Source organism: Enterococcus sp. (assembly GCF_032555305.1).
GTDB lineage: Bacteria > Bacillota > Bacilli > Lactobacillales > Enterococcaceae > Enterococcus_A.
The window spans coordinates 1-18,131 of sequence record NZ_JAWGOQ010000051.1 but is presented as its reverse complement, the minus strand read 5'-3'; the positions used below and the strand labels follow the sequence as shown (position 1 = coordinate 18,131).

Below are 18,131 nucleotides of genomic sequence, written 5' to 3'. Positions count from 1 at the left end.
CAATTTTCCTGTTTTTCAGTAGAAATTGAACGATACGATCTGAAAATCTTTCTTTTTGGTGCTGTTCGTTATTGAAAGTGATTGTATGAATTATTCAGGAAAACAAATAATACTAAATTTAGATGTTAAAAAGAATCTTTTTATGAATAATAGAATATCTCAAAGCATCTTATAGCCAGTAGAAAATCTAAATTTATGGATTAGTTCTTACTTAAGTAAGGCACTTCATTCTCAATATAACTTTCATGAAATCTCTTGACTGAATCATAGAATTCATTAAATTTTTTTTTATCAGCAGTTCGTTTTCTTATTTTAGTGATTCTATTATTCTTATCTTCAGAATAAATTTTCGAAAAGGCGTGTTCAACGATATATTTTTGTATGGTGTTTGCAAATGAATAAGTAGCCGTCTTATAAGATGCTTTTGGTACTTGACCAATCTGTGCAAAAAGTAATTTTTTTGGAGATAGAGGAAATATGATGTTTGTGTTTTTTCTTCCCCAGCCCCCATTAAAATCGTAGCCTTCATTTCCGTAATAGTTTAGGAAAATTACAGGATCATCAGTTGTAACCCATGAAAAGTTTGTAGGAGCATCATAAACACACCAAGAGATTTCGTTTAAAACTTTATAAGTGGAACTAAGCATGTGTTTCATAGCGAATATCCATAAAGATTTTCCGGCATAAGTTTCAACTTTTAACGCTGCTTTTTCTTGACTTATATCATAAAAATCAAGATTTAATGGAATAAGGCTGTTTTGTTTGCTTTCATTTTTTACTGTAAAAATTTCAGTTTCGTGATTTTCTTTTTCCATATCAGTTATTATCTCTTCAATAGTACTAGGAAAAGATTCTACAATGAATTTTTGGATACGATGAAAACCGCTTAATGTACGTAAATATTGGCTGGCAATAAGCTTAGCAACGTACTCATTATCATTTTCATCAAAGGGTAAATATGTGTTTACCTTATTGATGAAGGATGTATATTTCATTTCAAATTCCTCAGAAAAGTAATCCTCCATCTCATCGTTCATTTCACCTTTATCATAATATATATATAAGGAATTGACACTTGAAGTTCTTGATATAGAAGCCTCTTTCCACTTTGGAACTCTCTCATGAGAGACAAGCAAAGCATATTCATAAATTTTAGTACCTTTTGCCCATTGCTTAAGATAGGTTTTAGGAACATAGTGGTTATTGATCTTCATTTTAATTCCCTCCATTCATTTACCAGTATAAATATGTACAGAGCATTAAACGAGTTTAAGTTTATGCTTGGCTTAAAATAAATGCGACCTCAATTTTTTGATGAAATAGTAGAGGCTATGCTAAGATACTTGATCGCGAGTATCTTAACATAGCCTCCGTAATTTGAGCAGTGTGTCGAAATGGTTTATTGATATAATACATCATTGGTGAATGCCTCAAATTCTGTATTAAATTCAGATAAATCAGGCGAATCAAATGTCAAGCTTAAATCAAGTATATATTTTTCTCCTTCTGGAATAATCGCTGGAACTTTTGCTAGTTTTTCTTTTGAGTCAGAAGACAATTTTTCAATGCTGTCTAAAACGATTTGGCTTGCTGATGATAAGCTTCGCACCATAGTAACGGCTTCTTCGGGTACATCTTTTGATTGTAAATCAATTTCCCACTCTAGTACCTTTTGATACAATTTTGCCAAACGTACCGCTATATATGTTAAGAAATCTAAATCAGAGGTTTTTCCGGGTTCGCCAAGAGCCAAAGGGAACGCAATATTAATAAGTGAAGTCATTGATTCTACGTTTTGTAGTAGTACAGTATTTTTATAGGTCAGCCAACTTATAATTTCTAAAGGTTCACTTAGAGAATTACCTGGATTCAAAAATACTTTGTACTCTAAATCCTTTTTATAGTCCTCCAATAAATTCAATTGATCCCAAAATACTTGAAAGAAGAATTTTAATTCCCAAGCAGTATTTTTCTCTAAGACAAGTTTAATGGCTTCTGGACTTTGATCTAAAATTCGTGGCGAAAGTTTAGATTGAGCAAACTTATTTCTAATTTTCAAAGAATCGTTGAACAGATAAGCAAACTGATTTTTTATTTTATTACATATTTCTTGAGCAAATTCATATTCATATACCCAAATATTGTCTTTATTTCTCAATTCATCAACAAAATGAAAAAGGTCATTTGTATCAACTAAAGAGGAAAAATCTCCGTCAGGATTTGCTTTCCATAAAGGTAGTGCGTTTATAATAGATTTATTGACGAAAGTATAAATAGGAATTCCTTTTCCTTTGGCTTGAAGGTATTCCAGATTTGTTACGGACTTTCCATTATCAGTTTTGTATCCATATTTTCCACCGATAACTAAAACAAAAATATCCGCTCGTTGTTCAACAGCTCTTAAGCAAGTATCTACGGTCCCTAAAGATGGGTCTAGAGGAAAAGAATCGTATTCTGATAAAAGTGTTTCAAAACCCATTTCATCTTCCAAAGTTCTTTTAATATCAGTTCTTATTTGTTTCAAATCGTAACAAGTTGAACTAATAAAAATAGTCGGTTTCTTTCCATAACTGTCTGTCATAAATCTTTATTTCCCCCTTAAGAACTCGTTTTAATCAATTCAATTATATCTAATAATTGTCATAATGATAAGGACGAAAAAAGTGGGATGCAATTTATAATTGCATCCCACTTTTTCTAGTTCTCAATTCTTCTCAATTGATTGGTATATAAATGTCGGTAAGACTCTTATCCTTGAAATTCTTAGGCGGATCAGTAACATACAATTCAAACGGTACTGCATCGCGGGCTTTTTGATCGTCTTTGAACAGCCATTCTTGATACATATAATTCCAGGCATCGCCATACTCTTTTGCAGATAGTTCAAAATGTCCAACACCAAATTTTCCTGAAATACTAGACAAGCAGATATTGCCGGTTTCTTGGACGTTTCGATCTTTCGGAATCGTCATGGCGACACTGGTGCGTAAATTCTTATCATCGGTAATAAATGGGTTGTCATCGTAAATAGTCAATACTTTGGTCTCATTATCGACGATGAGATCATTCTTTGTCGCGAATTCAAATAGTTCGTTGAACAGCTTTCGGCTCTGCTTTCTAAATGCTGCGTAGCTTCCTCTGAAACGGATATAGATGATTTTCAAGTCTTCCAGCTTTTCTGTTGTGATGCTTTTAGGTTCGATCATTTTTGTGCCCCCCTTTTGGAATAACTCCATTATTCCATGTTTCTATTTGAAACTCTTGTCATTTCTTGCTGTTTCCGATACGTTGAAGGGCTGACTCCGAAATGCTTTTTGAAGGCTCTGCTGAAGGAGCTTGCATCATTGTAGCCGTAGCTTAAAGCAATGTCGGTTAATGAAATCGAAGAGGACACACGTAGAAAAATGGCTGCGCGTTCCAACTTGAATCGGGTCACGAATTCTTTCAGTGTCTCGGACGAATATTTTTTAAAGATTCGGTGGAAATGAAACTCTGAAAAGTGTGCATTTTCAGCTAGATCACTTAACGAGATTGGCTCTGCGAGATGCTGTTCAATGTAATCTTCTGTTTTATTGATTAACCGTCTATAGCTTTGTTCTGTTGAATCTTCCACAGCCTCAACCTCCTTTTAATTCCGTTGCTACAATCTATTTTAACTCAATTTTTCTTCAGTTTGACACTGAGCCCTGATAGTTTTCGGAGATACACAATTACCAAGATAGACGCATGCAAAAAATTGATGTGCTGTTGACAAGTATTGTTAAAGTTTGTATATTTGTACGTAACCGATTACGTAAAGGAGTTAATAGGATTTATGGCAGTTATAAAAGATGTGGCTAAGTTAGCTGGGGTATCCACAGCGACTGTTTCCAGAATCATTAATGGCAAAGGAGAAGCTAGTCCGGAAACGATAAAAAAAGTCATGCAAATCGTCGAAGAACTAAACTTTCGACCGAGTAGTGTGGCCAAAAGCCTATCAAAAAGAAAATCCAATTTAATTGCGTTATTAGTTCCGAATCTAGATAATCCTTTTTTTAGCGAATTAGTGAAAGCGATTCAGATTTCAGCGAATAAGAAGGGTTATCAAATTTATCTTTGTAATAGTGAAGACAACCGAGAAAAGGTTGAATACTATTTAGAGTCTATGGCGGATAATTATGTGATGGGTGCAATTATCAATTCGCTGTTTGTGACAGAAGAGGACTTGGAAAAGCTTGAAAGTAGAGGAATAGCCACGATTACGATTGATAGGGCCCAATTTTCACATCCTTATTCAGCGTTAGCGGTCGATCATGTTAACGGCAGCTATTTAGCTACGAAACATTTGATTGAAGCGGGAAAATGTAAAAAATTGGCGTTTTTATCTGGTCCAGAGTCGGAGAAAAGTTCTCAGGACAGATATCAAGGCTACTTAAAAGCGATTAGTGAGCTTGATGCAAGTCATATTGTAAAATTGTCCGGTGAATTTGATATAGAAAGTGGCTATCAGGCCTGCTTGGACTATTTATCCCAAGGGCTGACGATTGATGGTATCGTCAGTTCAAATGATGCGATGGCGATCGGGGTCATTAGAGCTTGTGAGGATATGGGGATACGCATTCCAACAGATATTAAACTAATTGGCTATGACAATATCAATTTTGGAAAGTATTCTGTTCCCCGATTAAGTACGATCAATCAATTTAAACGCAAATCTGGCGACTTAATCATTAATGAATTGGAAAGTGTGAGCGTCCATGGGAAAGCGCCTCAAAAATATGAAGTCACACCAGAAATTGTCATACGAGAAACGTCTATTTAAAAGAGGAGGATGATCGTTTTCATCCGCTTTTTAGCTGTTACGTAACCGATTACGCTGTGTTGAAAGTAGAAATCATGGGTCGAAATCAAGTGACCCATAATTTCTCTTACTAGTTAAAGTTGACGATCAGATTTTTTGAACCTGGATTGCTTGTACAAACTTGTTTACATCTTGAATATCGATTACTCCGACCTCACCGTGTTGAGCGTTGGACATTCCGCATGCCATCGAATATTTTAGCGCATCTTCTAATTTGAAGTTTTGTTCAATTGCATGTGCGAACCCGCCGACGGATGCATCGCCAGATCCAGTGGTGTTGGTGATGTCAATCGTTGGAATTTTAATATCGTAGAAATCATCTTTGACTTTACATAAAGCGCCTTCGCTGCCGCAGGAAATCATGATGTACTCGATCCCCTCGAAATAAGGGTGATTCAATTCTTGCCGAGCTTGTTCTTTTGTTGAAATGTTTTTGTTTAAAATCTCACTTAATTCGTGAACATTCGGCTTAATAAAGTTGGGCTTGTAGGTTTTGCTTTTTAACAGTGCTTCTAATTGAGCGCCGGATACATCCATGAAAACAGGAATCGTTTGATCAATAGTTTCTCTGATATACGTAAGCATTTCTAGATAAATTCGTGGATTATCAGAATTGATCGAACCAGAGATACAAATGAGGTTCACTGGTTCTTGCTTATTCTTTTTCGCGACGTTTCGTAATAAATGAAACGCCTCTTCATCAGAAATTTTTGGACCGGCCTCAACAATTTCAGTATGCGTATTGTTATCGTGCATCACAGTAATGGCATTGCGAGTTTCACCGTTAGCAGGTAACATATCTAGCTCAAAAAGGTTTTCCTGATTTAGATATTTATTTACTAAAGAGCCGAAATCACCACCTAAGAAGCCTGTCAGCAGCACTTTTGAACCGGATAGAGCAGCTGTTCGTCCGGCATTTACGCCTTTTCCGCCAACTGATTTTGTAGGTGTTTTGAAGCGATTCATGCTCCCTACTTTGAAATGGTCAATGAAGTAAGCGAAATCCATCGATGGATTCATTGTTATAGTGACAATCATTACAATTCCTCCCTAAGTATTGTTGTGTATTGACTGTAATGTTCAACCAATTCATCAGAAATTTCATTGTCTGTGACCAAATAGTCGTGGTCGCTTAAGCGGGTAAAGGTATAGACATCGGAAAGGCCCAGTTTTGAACTATCCGCAACAATACATGTTTTTTTTGCTTTGGCAAAAGCAGCATTTTGGACTGCCCCTTCGTCGAATTGAGCGGTGGTGACATTGTCATCGAAAATCCCATTCGTGGCCGCAAAAGCAATATCAATGTTTAAGTTGTCAAACGATCGTACCGCGACTTCACCAACAAATTCTTCCGTAGTATGTGAGAATTCACCGCCGGTCAATAAAATACGATAATCCGTGTTTTCTTTTAAATAGGTGAAAGCAATGAGACTGTTTGTAATGACAAATAGATTTTTTCGTTGAATTTCCGGTAATGCATAAAAAATGGTGGTTCCCGCACCTAGAAAAATGATCGCATTGTCATGAATCATACTATTGATGATTTTCCCGATATATTTTTTCTGTGTGACATTCGTATCGATTTTTTCATCAGTAGACAATTCTTTTTCAAGAATATCTAGTTTTTGTGCACCACCATAGAGCTTGGTTAGTTTTCTTTGTTTTGCCAACTCGGTGATATCTCTGCGAATAGTCATTTCTGAAACTTCTAAACGGGAAGCGATTTCAACAATCGAAAGATACGTATGAAGTTGAATCAGGTCTAAGAGCTTCTGTTGTCGTTCTTGTTTCAACATAGAACAAATACCTCCTGTTTTTGTTTTAAGATGTTAAAGTTTGTTCAACATGAATGTTCCACCTCATTATATAGACTATTCTTGTGTTTTACAAGAGATAAATGTAAAAGAAGATGTTCAACTTTGTTTTAAGAAAGCGTTGACAAGCAAAAGATTTAATATTATGATGTAATCACAAACAAAGTAAAACATTATGTTTCAAAAATTTAACATTTTGTTTCAAAAAGTCACATCGAAGGAGGCTCTGAATGGAGTATAAGGAAATGTTTGATCCAAATCTAATTGATTTGGAAGTAGAAGCGTCATCAGAAGAAGAAGCATTTAAAATTGTTTCTGCAAAACTGAAAGAACAAGGTATGGTAAATGACGGGTATATTCAAGGGATAACGGATCGAGAGAAAAAATTTCCAACTGGCTTGATCACTCAGCACCTTAATATTGCCTTGCCGCATTCTGATCCAGAATATGTAGAGAAGCCATTCGTATTCGTTTGTCGCTTAAAAAATGCTGTAGGTTGTCGTCAAATGGGAGACAGTCAGGAAATGGAAGTTAGGGACTTATTTTTCTTAGGGATTAGTGATGGGAAAAATCAGGTCGGGTTATTGCAGGCCTTTATGAACTTATTTATGGATGAAACATTTGTGGGGGCTTATCAAAATGCCGATTGCCCGCAATCCGTTTATCAATTATTTGTCGAAAATATTTAATTATATATAGGAGGAAATAGAAATGAAAAGAAAATTAATCGTAGCATGCGGAAGTGGCGTAGCAACTAGTCAAACGATCGCAAGTAAAATCGCAAGTAAATTTGAGGAGGATGGCGTGGATTACCCAGTGGAAGCGGTAGATTACAAATCCATTCAAAATGAACTTCCTTCTGCCGGTATTTATGTTTATATCGCGCAACCAGATGAAGATGTTTTGGCTAAAGCCGATGAACTTGGTGTAAAAGTTTTCCCAGGTATTCCATTTTTAACAGGTATGGGTGCAGATGAGATCTATAGTGAAATTTTGACTTTAGTTAAATAGAAAAAGAAATGGGGGTAAAAATGATATGCAAATATTTCAGGACATCATTAATTATATATTGGGTTTAGGATCAGCAATTTTTGTCCCACTAATTATTCTCGTGTTGGGATTGCTTGCGGGGATGAAGCTTAAAAAGGCGTTTATGTCTGCGATTACACTAGGAATCGCGTTTACTGGGATGTCGATGGTCATCGGCTTCATGTCAAATGCTGTAAGTCCTGCATCTGAGGCGCTTGCGAAAAATACTGGCATAAGCTTGCCGGCACTAGATTTAGGATGGACCGGAGCAGCCAGTATTACTTGGTCATGGTCTTATGCGTTTGTGTTCTTTGCGGTAACGATCGGTGTGAACTTCTTACTACTGATCTTGAATTGGACAAAAACATTAAATGTAGATATGTGGAATGTTTGGGGAAAAGCCTTGACCGCCTATCTTGTGTACTACGTTTCAGGAAGCCTAGTCGCTGGATTTATCACAGCCATTGTACAAGTTGTTTTAGAATTGAAATTAGGCGACATGTTCCAACGACATATTCAAGATTTGACAGGCATTCCTTTGGTGACGGTCACACACTTTATGACGTCATCAGCAGTCTTATTACTACCGTTCAATATGTTGATGGACAAAATTCCATTCTTTAATAAGCGTTCAGATACCAATGCGTTGAAATCAAAATTAGGTATTTTCTCTGAAAACTCGGTAATGGGCTTCATCATTGGATTGGGCTTAGGATTAGCGGCAGCCTATGGTGTTTCTGGTTCATTGAATTTGGCGATTCAAGTAGCTGCAGCAATGGCGTTGTTCCCAATGATTTCTAAAATGTTCATGCAATCGTTATCTCCTTTGGCAGATGCAATGTCAGAATTTATGAAACGTCGCTTCAAGGATCGTGAAGTTTATATTGGACTGGATTGGCCAATTTTGGCGGGACGTTCTGAAATTTGGGTCACCGCTATTTTACTAGTTCCTGTATTTATCGGGTACGCAATCATCCTTCCTGGCAATGAAGTATTGCCATTAGCGGGGATTATCAATTACGCGATTGCAGTCGGCGGGTTGTTGTTAACTGGTGGTAACTTAGCAAGAATGTTGGTTTTAGGTGTCATTTCATTACCGATTTATCTGTATGCTGCTACTTATCTAGCACCAATTTTATCAGGCTTAGCGGAATCTACAGGTGCAGTCGAAGGCTTTAAATCAGGACAATCAATTACCTGGTCTTCTATCGAAGGTCCTGAATTTCGGATTTTCTTTGCAGAAGCCTTTAACAAGAATCCGATCGCAATTGCTGGAGTCCTCATCTTTATCGGGTTGTTTGTTCTATTGTATAAATACATGAATAAAGTAGAAGTCCCTAGCAAACGATATGAAGAAAAGAAAAAAGAAGAAAAATTGAATGTAAGTGCAACGGCGGAATAAAGAGTCATTAAGTAAGGAGAGAATGGTTATGAAGCAAAGTGAAAAAGGTAAAGTGAAATGGTATTTGTTGCTGTTTATAGCGGTCATTCTTTTCCTTACGGCTATGGCGACGCAACAACTATTTCTGAATGTGATTGTCATTGGGTTAGCAGTCTATATCTATAAATATGGAAACCCGATTTTGTTTAAAGAATACGATGAAAAACGAAAAATGAAACTTAAAGAATCCATGGTTGTTCGAGAAGCGGCCAAAGAAGCGTTGAATTCTGGAAATCTATTTAGAAGAAAGTAATGGAGGAATGCTACATGTCTGATGGACGTATGCTATTTGAAAGAGAAAGAGAAGATCTGGCGAAAATAGTTCAATTGATTTTTGCTAGAAAAAATACGAATGTAGCGGGAGGAAATTTTTCTTTCCTAGCTACGGATGAAGATGGTAAGGATTTCATCATTATGACACCAACCATGATGTCGGAGGCGTATTTAGGTGATTTGTCAGCGGCTCAAATTTTAGTAGTTGACCCTGTAACAAGAGAAGTAGTCAGCGGAGTGGGCAGTCTGACACGAGAGATCAATATGCACCAAGCAGTCTATAATACGAATCCAGAGATCAAAGCCGTGTTGCATTCCCATGCGCCTAATGCTATGTTCTGGGCTACAAGTGGACTGCCAATGCCGAATTTAACGGAAGCCACACAAAAAGTCGGTCCCGTTCCTGTAATGAAGTTTGCACCGAATTGTTCTGAAGATCTGGCTGAGATTACCAGTACCTATATAAGAGAAAATCATTTGCCGGTACCTCATATGCTGCTCTTGGACAGCCACGGTGTGTTAATCAATGCAACAGGTGATACTGGGATGATGGCGATGCACAAAGCGTTATCCATTTTAGACACTGTCGAGTGGAATGCGGAAATTGCCTATAAACAAGCCATTTTCCAAGCGTTAGGAATCACAGATAATTTCCATTCAAAAGGCGAAGACATTGCCAACTTGGATGATTTAAAAGCCAAATATCCCATTTATAATAAGGCAAAAATTGCTGCAGGTGGCGACTAAGTCGTATCTCAACAAAAAGAATAGTAGAAAACTCCCGCAACATCATCGTACTCATTGATGTTGCGGGAGTTTTTTCGATCCTTCTTTTGATTTATCTGAGCGAAAACTGAGCACGTAATTTTACTTACAAATAGTAAGGTGATAAGGTGGGATTAATCATAAAGATTCGTTGATTCGAAAAGGAGGTTTTTCCCATGACAGTAATTATTCCCACATTTCAATTAAGCGCCACCGCGCACATTGGACGAGTGGCTTTGAAGGTAGCCAATTTAGAAAAAATGACCCGCTTTTACCAAGAAATAATTGGTTTACAGGTCTTAGAACAAAACGCAACCCAAAGCACGCTAGGCGTTGATAATGCGGTATTACTTGAATTACAGAAGGTACAAAACCCTGTGCCTGTAACACCTAAAACCGGTTTGTATCATGTAGCCTTTTTATTGCCTACTCGAAAAGATTTAGGGAATGCTCTGCGTCATTATTTAACAGTAAAGGCGCCAGTGATCGGTGCGAGTGATCACGGTTATAGTGAAGCCCTTTATTTAAATGATCCAGAAGGTAATGGGATCGAAGTGTATCGCGACAAGCCGCAAAGTGAATGGGATATTCGTGCAGATGGTGAGATTGTTGGTGTGACGCTTGAGATGGATGCAGAAGGTGTCCTCGCTGCTAGTGATGGCACGTGGGACGGATTTCCGAAAGAAACGATTGTCGGTCACGTTCACCTAAAGGTAGCGGATTTGATGCAAACGGAAAACTATTTTACCGAAGTTTTAGGATTATCCTTAAAAAATAATTTCGGCAATCAAGCCAAATTTTTCGCTACGGGCGATTACCATCATCATATCGGGTCCAATATCTGGTTAGGAAAAAATATTCCGGCCATGACCGAAAACGACTTGGGCTTGGACTATTTCAGTTTCCTAGTACCCGACCAAGCCGAGTTGGATCGGTTAGAAAAGCATTGGAAAAATCGGATTGATTACACCAAAGATGAGAGCGGCAGTTTGACAGTGGTTGATCCAAATGGAATTACGATAAAGTTTGAAAAATAGAACAAGAGTGAAAGCAGAAATAGCAAGCTAGATACTGAAAAATCAGTGTCCAACTTGCTATTTTTATTATTCTTATTTCGATAACGGTCGGCCACGTCTGTTTTGGACATGACGGACACTTTGTTTACCCGTTACTTTGCTTTTTGATTGTTGTTGTGAATGTTCGAAGGCTCTCTTTTTCTTCTCATGAAGAAGCTCCTCCAGCTTAACCTTTGGCTTTGTCATAGTTGCTCCCCCTTTCAGCAAAAATCGCAGTTAGCAGCCAGCAATTAATTTCATCCGCATGTGAACCAAATCCTTTCATTCGTACTATCTTTAGTATAAAGGAGAGACTCGCAAGCGGAGGAGCATCCTTTTGTATAAAAAAAGAAAGAGCCCGAATAAGCTCTTTCTTAACATTGTTTTCTCATCGTGCGAATGATCCGTTGGATACTTTTGATATCCAAATAATAGCTGCCAGCGAGCTCACGAGTACTCTTTCCCATCTGATATTCCTGATAGATTTGTTGATTTCTTCGTCTAAGCGTCTCTTTACTAGCAGTCTTGCTGCCCCAAGGCAAACGTTCCGTTGGCCTCTTGGGGATATAAAGGATTGTACCATTAACATATTTTTGGATCTCTTTTACGATTTCCTCTGGTAGAAGTTCGAATGCGTTTTGATAAGCCATCTTTTACCCTCCTAATAAAGTAGAATTTAGGATTCAGCAAAAGCTCTTCAAGCATTCCTGCCAAGCTTTTGCTAGGCTTTAATAATAATTACTCCCATTGTAATGCTCCTTTCTGGTACTAGTTTGATTATAGTACGTGTAGCAATCAGGTTCAATAGGACTCGGCTTCCATTCTTTTGAGTCCATTAGCTAAGCCAAAAACAATGCAGTTTTAGAGATAGCGAAAAAACCTCTTCGTTTTTAAAAGGTATCCTTTGAAGAGGTAATAGGTTAATTAATTATATTTAAGAACTTCACCAGTAGTTTCCAAATGATGCATTATTGAAAATCGTTTTACGCTACCCAGACCAGGATAATTTTCTGTCTCGTAATTATTTTTAAGTTTTGAATAGCCTAAAGTTTTTAACTTCAAATTCGGTTCGCACCACTTAACTAATTTTGCAGCAGCTTCCTTATATTTTAATGCTGGATTTTTAGGACTTTTGTTTGTATCAGATACAAAATGACGTATTCTAAAGTGTTTTTTTTCATTTTCTTCATAAATTATATGAATAGCTATAGCATACGGGCTGAAACCGTTTTCTAAATATTCGTCACCTACTATGCTATAGTCAGAAAAACCAACACATCCATATTTAGAATATATCACGTGATCTTTTGAGAAAAATTCATCATCAGGATAATCCGAGTTTCTATTTCTTTTATTAAATCGATTTCTCCAAAGAACTGCTTTTCCTTCAAAATTCATAACGTCTTCGATTTCAGGTGTGAAGCATAATTTAATTCTAGTATTGTCAGAAAATTGACTTTGTGCGAAGTTTTCATTATCGTCAGTATCTTTTAGTAAGATAGCGATTTCATTTTTTTGTTCAAAACGTGGATCGTTAAGGTAACCAATAAGATCATTGCAATAGTATAGAGCAACTTTTACAAATTCCGAATCGAATAAATTGGTGAATCTTTCTTGATTTACATTTAAACGTTGTATTCTTCGAGCTACGTCATCATCTTCATTACCCGATAGCACTTCGCTCATATTGTCTTCAAATTCTCCGACAATAGGATTCATAACCAGATAGATATCTCTTCCAGCTTCTATGAATTCATTTAGAGTCCCAACTAATGTAGAAGAAAGTTTAACTAATTCGACCACAGGAGTAACCTTTTCCGACAACTTTCGAGACACTAATAATTCTTTTAATGCTAGTAGTTCTTCTTGCTTTCCTCTTAGAAATGGATAGTACATCTCTTCATCTCCCTATAAAATATTTTTTTTCAAACGAAGTAATTGGTGATCAGTGAGATCACTAAAATACGCCAAAGATTTTAATGATTTCGGTAAATCGAAAAAAATGGAGCTATTTACTTTATGACGCTCTTTTAATTTCTGCATAAAGTAATTGTATGCGACGTCTTGTTTGATATCTAAAAAAAGAGACTTACAAGCGTTATAGTATTCAAATTGAGACACACTTGGTAGGAATCCATAATAATTCATGATAATGTCTTCGTATTCTCTTTTTCTGAGGATGGCGAATATTACCCCTAAATCAATAAAATTATCTTGCCTTACAGGAGGAACAATAGATCGAATATTTCCTCGTTTAGTTAGTAAAGATACTCCAACTGAAGAATTTGCATATATGTCAGATACTTTTTCAAATTGAGACTCACTTGTGATAACTGTTACATGATCAAAGGCTTTATAGTAATTGATAATTTGATTTTCTAATCTCTCGAAATTATCTAACTCTGTTTTTATTTCATAAACAACTGCTTTACCATTGATTAGAACAAAGTCTGCTTTTGCTTCACCAATAGGTAGCTCGGTTAATGCTGTAGTGGTGTTAACACTATGAACTCCAAGGAGAAGTTTATTCAGCAAAGTATTTTTATAATAGTATTCATTTCTATAATTTTTGTGAAGAACAGAGTATAACTTTTCAAAGTCATTTGCAACTGAATCAGTACCATCATATGAGGGAATAAAAGTTTTTCTAGCCTCTTCAAAAACACTGCTGCTTTTTAAAGAAGTGTTTGTAAAGTCGTTTAATATTTTTCTGCTAAAAACTCTTGTTAATAATGAATAGTCTAGATCACGCAAAATGCTCACTCCAAAAGATTTAATAAATTACTATACTGGCTGTTGGCAAATCAATATCATTAAGTATAACAAAAATAATACTTGATTTCTTCAGTTTTGGTTCGTTTTGTTGCTCTATTCGAATAATTTTGATTTTTTAAAGGTACCATTATCTTTTCAAGACCTGTGAAAAGATGCCTCAGTTTCGATGGGGCAAATACAGGTACACTGTTAAAATATGTATATTATTAGAGAATCGATGTTGGAACAATTGAGAATAAAGTAATCCACCAAAGATTTTGAATTTCGACAGGTGCAGGTTCTATCATTTGTGTTTTCTCTTGGATATTTTAAGATTTCGCCAAAGGGCTTCTCGAGTGGAGACAGTCACAATGTTTTTAAGCATCTCTAAGTGAAAGTTCTTACTTGCTCGAAAGTGGTCGTTTTTTTAATTTCTTTATTGAACATGATGAGATTGTTCATCGTGTCTTTGTTTTTAGTCAATAGCAGATACTACATTGTGTATTCTTCAATATTATTAGATAATAGATACAATAAATTAGTGGAGGCTGTTATGAACCAGAAAGTAAAAGAATTATTGAATACAGTTCTTACAGAAAAAAACATTACTTTTTTACTAGGTGCTGGGGCATCAGCACCATTTTTTTCATCTTTGGGAAATTTGGAAAATGTCCTTACTTATGATGGTATAAATGAGAACGGTAAAAGATTAATTAAGTCAATTTTTTACAATAAATCAATTTCAAAAAATGAGTATTTATTGGAATATTTGAAGGATGAACTTTCAAGTAGCGATAGTGATACTGAGAAGCAAATGCTTTCTATTCTATTTCAGTATAAAAGATTTATTCATAACATACTTGAATATCTTAAAGTAAGAAACAGTAGAGTATCACCAAAGAGAGCAAATATTATTACTACTAATTATGATCTTTTTATTGAAGCTGCCATTGACGATATTTTGGAAGATAATCCAAGGGTTCATTTCAATGATGGAACAAACGGATATATAAAGCGTATTTTACAAACGGATAATTTTAACAAAACTCTGTTGTATTCAGGGATATTTGATAACTATTCTAATGAAATGCCTACAATTAATTTAATAAAGTGTCATGGGTCTGTGAATTGGAAAGAATATTCTTCCTTACAAGATAGTAAAAAGAGAATTCAAATTCAAATGACCACTGATAAGATAAGCGAACTAAATCAAATGATAGACTCTCTTTTTGATGAAATGGACTCTTTTCTGGCCGAAGAGGAAGAAAATTTGGACTATTTACTACTTCTAGCTGAAGATGTAGCAGAATTATTGGATGATGAAGAACCAGAGAGTATAAAAGGTGACATTAACTTGATAGGTGATAGTTTTGAAGTAGAATTATTAGAGATATCAAAAAAAATGGAGCAAATTCAAATTGTATATCCTACAAAAAAGAAGTTTGAATCAACCTTAGTGAACGAATACTATTTTGGATTACTTCGGTTGTTGAGTTATGAATTAGAAAAAGAGCAATCAACTTTGGTTGTTTTCGGCTTTTCTTTTTATGACGAACATATTACTGAGATAGTGCAAAGATCATTAAATAATCCTAACTTGCTTGTCATCATTTTTTGCTATACAAATGATAATCGAGATACGATAATTTCAAATTTTAATTTTACAGATAATTCTATTCCTAATAATGTGCAATTTGTGATGCCAAATGATTTCGTTTTAGAGGAAATTGATACAGAATCATATAAGAAAAAATATGATGATATCAAAATGGAAAAAAGTAATATTATATACGGTACTGAGAGCGTTACTGTTTTTGACGAAATTGTTTCTTTTGTGAAAACTGAGAAAAAGAATGAGTATTGTATTTTGGATTTTAACTCATTGAATACCATTCTTGAATCAGAAATCTCGAATAAATATTTAGATAAAAATTTTCTTGATCTGGTCAATGAAGATGGTGATTATTTTGGATAGTCTAGAAATTGGAATAGTGGTTGAAGCAAATGGGTTTACAAATAAAATTGCTACATATGATAATACAAATCACAATAACTTTATTGTAAACGGGAAGTTAGTAAAAAACATTAGTGTGAATAGTTTTATCTTAATTAAACAAGGATTTACGAATATAGTAGCGAGAATTAATTCTGAATCAATGTGGGATATTACTAATACAAACAGACAGAATATTAATCTTGATAATCGCTTTTCAAAAAAATCCATCAGGAGAATTTTGGAAGTGCAAGTCATTGGCTATATAAAGAATAATTACTTTCATAGTGGATCGTCTTATTTGCCAATGATAGGAAATACATGTTCAATTCCTAGTGATAGTGATATTAATTTGATATATATAAACAATTACGCTGAAAATGAAAACTATTTGATTCCGATTGGGAAAAGTTTGGTTGAACAGAATGTAATAAATCTTCCAGTTAATTCTTTCTTTGCTTCTCATATTGGTATTTTCGGAAATACAGGTAGTGGTAAGTCAAATACTCTTCATAAGTTGTATTATGAGCTTTTTGATTTAGATAATCTGCCTAATATGAGAAAAGTTAGCAAGTTTTTGATTCTGGACTTTAACGATGAGTATACCCAAGAGTTATCGTTTGGAATTGTTAATGACGAGCAGAATAAACTAATTTATAGATTGAATTCTTCGGCTGAAGGAGAGCAAAGGTTCCCGATCCAGGTTAATTATTTTTTTAACGAAGAAATATTATCTATTTTGTTTCAAGCTACTCAACAAACGCAGAAACCTTTTATTCATAGAGTGTTAAATAATATGAATAGATATGGATGCGGGAGCCATTCTTTAGCTAATTGGATAATTTCGTTAATAGTAAAAATAGTAACGGGAGAACCTAACAGAGATATATTAAATAGAGTATTAAATATTTTAGATAAGTTTTATCCAGGTTTAGAAAACTGCTTAGAAGCTTTAAAAAGGTTAGAAATGCATTCTTATGGGCCCAGCTTTCATTTAGAAAGGGAATATAAATTTTTTAACGGATCACTAAGTATTGAAAATTCTAGAATATTAAAAATCGATAACATTAGATATTATATTGAGGCTTCAGATGTTAATTTAATTGATGAATTTGAATTGCGATGTAATCTCCAACTTGTTTCAGAAATGGTATACGGAAATACTGTTCCAGAACATATAGAACCACTACTAAAACGAGTTGAAACAAGAATTAAAAATGTTCAAAACTATATTGAGCTTGTTGAGGAACTACCGTTTCAACCGTTCATGCAGATTGTTTCTTTAAAATCACTTAATCAAGAAGCTAAAAAGATAGTATCTTTACTTATTACTAAGATGTACTTCGATAAACATAAAAAGGAGAATACTATTAATGATAGAAGTTTCCATTTAATTGTGGATGAAGCGCATAACATTCTTTCAAGTCAGTCAGTGAGAGAGCAAGAAGGGTGGAAAGATTATCGACTTGAGCTTTTTGAAGAAATCATTAAAGAAGGAAGAAAATTCTCTTTTTTTCTCACAATTTCAAGTCAAAGACCAGCTGATATTTCTCCTACTATTCTTTCGCAAGTTCATAATTTCTTTTTGCATAAGCTTGTTAATGAAAAAGATTTACAAATTATAGATAATTGTATCTCTACATTGGATAGAATTTCCAAGTCTATGTTGCCAATTCTTTCTCAAGGCGTTTGTATTATTTCGGGAACTGCGATTACTATGCCAATTACTATTACAGTAGATTTTATTAATGACATAACTCTTAGACCTAAAAGTGATACTATCCATTTAACAGATATTTGGGATTAAAGTGAAATAACTAAGCCATCGTCTCATTGAACTTCAGTATAAACAAAGGAATTGAAAGGACACTTGAAATTTATGAACATTTTATCAACATACTTTTTATTTTATTCATAAGAATCAAAGGCGTAGTGAAGTGCAGTTTTCGATAGAAAAGAGCTAGAAATCCTTTATAAAAAGGATTTCTAGCTCTTTTTATATTATTCCCACTCTGTTTTAAGGGTATGGCATATAAGCGAAAATGCTGTAATATCAAGGATTTTGGAAATGCAGACGGCGTTCTCAAAGAGCCACAAAAACGCTGTTTTTGCGCCAGACAAATCGCGTTTTTGTGAGCCAGTTAAATCGGAGAAAAGAGAGCCACTT

At 35.0% G+C, this 18,131-nt stretch carries 19 protein-coding genes; 9 read left to right on the top strand and 10 right to left on the bottom strand.

Annotated elements, in window-relative coordinates; genetic code table 11:
* Nucleotides 1-200: 200 nt before the first annotated feature.
* From E6139_RS22290 to E6139_RS22275, 4 genes are all read right to left on the bottom strand, one after another.
* Nucleotides 201-1,214, bottom strand: a complete 1,014-nt coding sequence (locus E6139_RS22290; protein ID WP_316405747.1) for a DUF4238 domain-containing protein — start codon at nucleotides 1,212-1,214, stop codon at nucleotides 201-203.
* A 185-nt stretch (nucleotides 1,215-1,399) separates the two neighbouring features.
* Entirely contained in the window at nucleotides 1,400-2,581 is a 1,182-nt protein-coding gene (locus tag E6139_RS22285; RefSeq protein WP_316405746.1) for a DUF4062 domain-containing protein, read from the bottom strand.
* Between the two features lie 133 nt (nucleotides 2,582-2,714).
* Nucleotides 2,715-3,206, bottom strand: a complete 492-nt coding sequence (locus E6139_RS22280) for a GyrI-like domain-containing protein (RefSeq protein WP_316405745.1) — start codon at nucleotides 3,204-3,206, stop codon at nucleotides 2,715-2,717.
* Between the two features lie 29 nt (nucleotides 3,207-3,235).
* Nucleotides 3,236-3,613 carry an AraC family transcriptional regulator gene (locus E6139_RS22275; RefSeq protein ID WP_316405744.1) on the bottom strand — a complete coding sequence of 126 codons (378 nt, stop codon included), beginning with the start codon at nucleotides 3,611-3,613 and terminating at the stop codon, nucleotides 3,236-3,238.
* 201 nt (nucleotides 3,614-3,814) lie between these two features.
* Between E6139_RS22275 and E6139_RS22270 the strand changes: the two genes are divergently transcribed.
* Nucleotides 3,815-4,801, top strand: coding sequence for a LacI family DNA-binding transcriptional regulator (locus E6139_RS22270; RefSeq protein WP_316405743.1), 987 nt, complete (start codon nucleotides 3,815-3,817; stop codon nucleotides 4,799-4,801).
* 126 nt (nucleotides 4,802-4,927) lie between these two features.
* On the opposite strand, the gene E6139_RS22265 is transcribed toward E6139_RS22270, so the two are convergent.
* Both E6139_RS22265 and E6139_RS22260 read right to left on the bottom strand, forming a co-directional pair.
* Nucleotides 4,928-5,878 (bottom strand): 1-phosphofructokinase family hexose kinase, encoded by a 951-nt coding sequence (locus E6139_RS22265; RefSeq protein WP_316405742.1) that lies wholly within the window; start codon nucleotides 5,876-5,878, stop codon nucleotides 4,928-4,930.
* Complete coding sequence (locus tag E6139_RS22260; protein ID WP_316405741.1) at nucleotides 5,878-6,636, bottom strand: DeoR/GlpR family DNA-binding transcription regulator; 759 nt, start codon at nucleotides 6,634-6,636, stop codon at nucleotides 5,878-5,880. Before E6139_RS22260 ends, E6139_RS22265 begins: the two co-directional genes overlap by 1 nt.
* A 248-nt stretch (nucleotides 6,637-6,884) precedes the next feature.
* On the opposite strand from E6139_RS22260, the gene E6139_RS22255 reads away from it, so the two are divergent.
* The 6 genes from E6139_RS22255 (at nucleotide 6,885) to E6139_RS22230 (ending at nucleotide 11,199) form a co-directional block, all read left to right on the top strand.
* The gene (locus tag E6139_RS22255; RefSeq protein WP_316405740.1) at nucleotides 6,885-7,343 is read left to right on the top strand and encodes a PTS sugar transporter subunit IIA; all 459 of its coding nucleotides are present in this window, start codon (nucleotides 6,885-6,887) and stop codon (nucleotides 7,341-7,343) included.
* Nucleotides 7,344-7,365: 22 nt separating this feature from the next.
* Entirely contained in the window at nucleotides 7,366-7,665 is a 300-nt protein-coding gene (locus tag E6139_RS22250) for a PTS sugar transporter subunit IIB (protein WP_316405739.1), read from the top strand.
* A gap of 25 nt (nucleotides 7,666-7,690) precedes the next feature.
* Nucleotides 7,691-9,085, top strand: coding sequence for a PTS galactitol transporter subunit IIC (locus E6139_RS22245; protein WP_316405738.1), 1,395 nt, complete (start codon nucleotides 7,691-7,693; stop codon nucleotides 9,083-9,085).
* Between the two features lie 28 nt (nucleotides 9,086-9,113).
* A complete protein-coding gene (locus E6139_RS22240) occupies nucleotides 9,114-9,377 on the top strand; it encodes a hypothetical protein (RefSeq protein ID WP_316405737.1) in 264 nt (87 codons plus the stop codon).
* A 14-nt stretch (nucleotides 9,378-9,391) separates the two neighbouring features.
* Nucleotides 9,392-10,144 carry a class II aldolase/adducin family protein gene (locus E6139_RS22235; protein ID WP_316405736.1) on the top strand — a complete coding sequence of 251 codons (753 nt, stop codon included), beginning with the start codon at nucleotides 9,392-9,394 and terminating at the stop codon, nucleotides 10,142-10,144.
* A 194-nt stretch (nucleotides 10,145-10,338) separates the two neighbouring features.
* Entirely contained in the window at nucleotides 10,339-11,199 is an 861-nt protein-coding gene (locus E6139_RS22230; RefSeq protein WP_316405735.1) for a VOC family protein, read from the top strand.
* Between the two features lie 72 nt (nucleotides 11,200-11,271).
* Here E6139_RS22230 and E6139_RS22225 read toward each other — a convergent pair whose 3' ends face one another.
* The 4 genes from E6139_RS22225 to E6139_RS22210 form a co-directional block, all read right to left on the bottom strand.
* The gene (locus E6139_RS22225; protein ID WP_316405734.1) at nucleotides 11,272-11,424 is read right to left on the bottom strand and encodes a hypothetical protein; all 153 of its coding nucleotides are present in this window, start codon (nucleotides 11,422-11,424) and stop codon (nucleotides 11,272-11,274) included.
* Between the two features lie 167 nt (nucleotides 11,425-11,591).
* The gene (locus E6139_RS22220; protein ID WP_316405733.1) at nucleotides 11,592-11,867 is read right to left on the bottom strand and encodes a CD3324 family protein; all 276 of its coding nucleotides are present in this window, start codon (nucleotides 11,865-11,867) and stop codon (nucleotides 11,592-11,594) included.
* 274 nt (nucleotides 11,868-12,141) lie between these two features.
* Nucleotides 12,142-13,113, bottom strand: a complete 972-nt coding sequence (locus tag E6139_RS22215; RefSeq protein WP_316405732.1) for a sce7725 family protein — start codon at nucleotides 13,111-13,113, stop codon at nucleotides 12,142-12,144.
* Nucleotides 13,114-13,125: 12 nt separating this feature from the next.
* The gene (locus tag E6139_RS22210; RefSeq protein WP_316405731.1) at nucleotides 13,126-13,971 is read right to left on the bottom strand and encodes a sce7726 family protein; all 846 of its coding nucleotides are present in this window, start codon (nucleotides 13,969-13,971) and stop codon (nucleotides 13,126-13,128) included.
* Between the two features lie 553 nt (nucleotides 13,972-14,524).
* On the opposite strand from E6139_RS22210, the gene E6139_RS22205 reads away from it, so the two are divergent.
* Nucleotides 14,525-15,946 carry an SIR2 family protein gene (locus tag E6139_RS22205; protein WP_316405730.1) on the top strand — a complete coding sequence of 474 codons (1,422 nt, stop codon included), beginning with the start codon at nucleotides 14,525-14,527 and terminating at the stop codon, nucleotides 15,944-15,946.
* A complete protein-coding gene (locus tag E6139_RS22200; protein WP_316405748.1) occupies nucleotides 15,930-17,771 on the top strand; it encodes an ATP-binding protein in 1,842 nt (613 codons plus the stop codon). The genes E6139_RS22205 and E6139_RS22200 overlap by 17 nt, the downstream gene beginning before the upstream one ends.
* The last annotated feature ends 360 nt before the right edge of the window (nucleotides 17,772-18,131 follow it).